Origin of the sequence: Streptomyces sp. NPDC090499 (assembly GCF_044769305.1) — a bacterium.
In the GTDB taxonomy this organism is placed as follows: Bacteria; Actinomycetota; Actinomycetes; order Streptomycetales; family Streptomycetaceae; genus Streptomyces.
Window position 1 is genome coordinate 1 of record NZ_JBIVXP010000056.1, and the last position, 1471, is coordinate 1471.

Annotated in this window: 2 protein-coding genes; both read right to left on the minus strand. The window is 66.8% G+C overall.

Annotation, left to right across the window (positions count from 1 at the left end; genetic code table 11):
* Positions 1-971 (minus strand): alpha-amylase family glycosyl hydrolase (locus ACIQVL_RS51545; RefSeq protein ID WP_403446245.1); only part of this gene is annotated, 971 nt, incomplete at its 3' end.
* Positions 968-1471: DUF3459 domain-containing protein (locus tag ACIQVL_RS51550; protein ID WP_403479317.1), on the minus strand; the 504-nt coding region annotated here is incomplete at its 5' end. The genes ACIQVL_RS51550 and ACIQVL_RS51545, both read right to left, overlap by 4 nt.

Below are 1471 nucleotides of genomic sequence, written 5' to 3' on the forward strand. Positions count from 1 at the left end.
ATGCCCCACTGGCAGCCGGAGGGGATGGCGGGGGTCTTGGCGAGGATCTCCGAGACGGGGTAGCGCGATTCCCGGCGGACCGCCATGAAGATCCGGGGCATGACGGGGAAGTGGAACGCCATGTGGCACTCGTCCCCGCCGCTGCGGTAGTCGCCGAAGTAGTCGACCACGTCCTCCGGCCACTGGTTCGCCTCGGCCAGCAGCACGGTGTCCGGATACTGCGTGTCGATCTCCTTGCGCACCCGCTTCAGGAAGTCGTGGGTCGCGGGGAGGTTCTCGCAGTTGGTGCCCTCGCGCTGGTAGAGGTAGGGCACCGCGTCGAGCCGGAAGCCGTCGATGCCCAGGTCCAGCCAGAACCTGAGCGCGGAGAGGATCTCCTCCTGGACGGCCGGGTTCTCGTAGTTGAGGTCGGGCTGGTGCGAGAAGAAGCGGTGCCAGTAGTACTGCTTGCGGACCGGGTCGTAGGTCCAGTTGGAGGCCTCGGTGTCCACGAAGATGATCCGGGCGTCCTGGTACTGCTTGTCGTCGTCCGCCCAGACGTAGTAGTCCCCGTACGGCCCGTCGGGGTCCTTGCGCGACTCCTGGAACCACGGGTGCTGGTCGCTGGTGTGGTTCATGACGAAGTCGATGATGACGCGCATGCCGCGCTGGTGGGCGGCGTCGACGAACTCGACGAAGTCGGCGAGGTCGCCGAACTCGGGGAGCACGGCGGTGTAGTCGGAGACGTCGTAACCGCCGTCCCGCAGCGGGGACTTGAAGAAGGGCGGCAGCCAGAGGCAGTCGACGCCGAGCCACTGCAGGTAGTCGAGTTTCGCGGTCAGGCCCTTGAGGTCGCCGATGCCGTCGCCGTTGCTGTCCTGGAAGGAGCGGACCAGGACCTCGTAGAAGACCGCGCGTTTGAACCAGTCGGGATCCCGGTCCTTGGCGGGAGTGTCCTCGAAGGTGTCCGGGACGGGTTCGTTGACGATCATTGTGTGGGTGACCCTCCGATCCGCGGGGACGGTCGCAGGACGGTGAGGATGTGCGCGGCCCGGTGCCCCGGTTCCAGGCGCACATAGTTGGCCCTGCCCCAGTTGTAGGTTTCGCCGGTGAGCTCGTCGCGCACCGGCACCGACTCGTGCCAGTTCAGGCCGAGTTGCGGCATGTCCAACGAGACCGTGGCCTCCTGGGTGTGGTGGGGGTCGAGGTTGACGACCACCAGAACCGTGTTCGATCCGCTCCGCTTGCTGTAGACGATCACCGCGTCCTGGTCGGCGTGGTGGAAGTGCAGGTCGCGCAGCTGCCGCAGGGCCGGGTTCGCACGCCGGACGGCGTTGAGGCGGGTGATGAGCGGGGCGATGCCGTCGGTGTCGGCGCGGGCCCAGTCCCGGGGCCTTAGCTGGTACTTCTCGGAGTCGAGGTACTCCTCACCGCCCTCCTTGAGCGGGGTGTTCTCGCAGAGTTCGTAGCCGCTGTAGATGCCCCAGGTGGG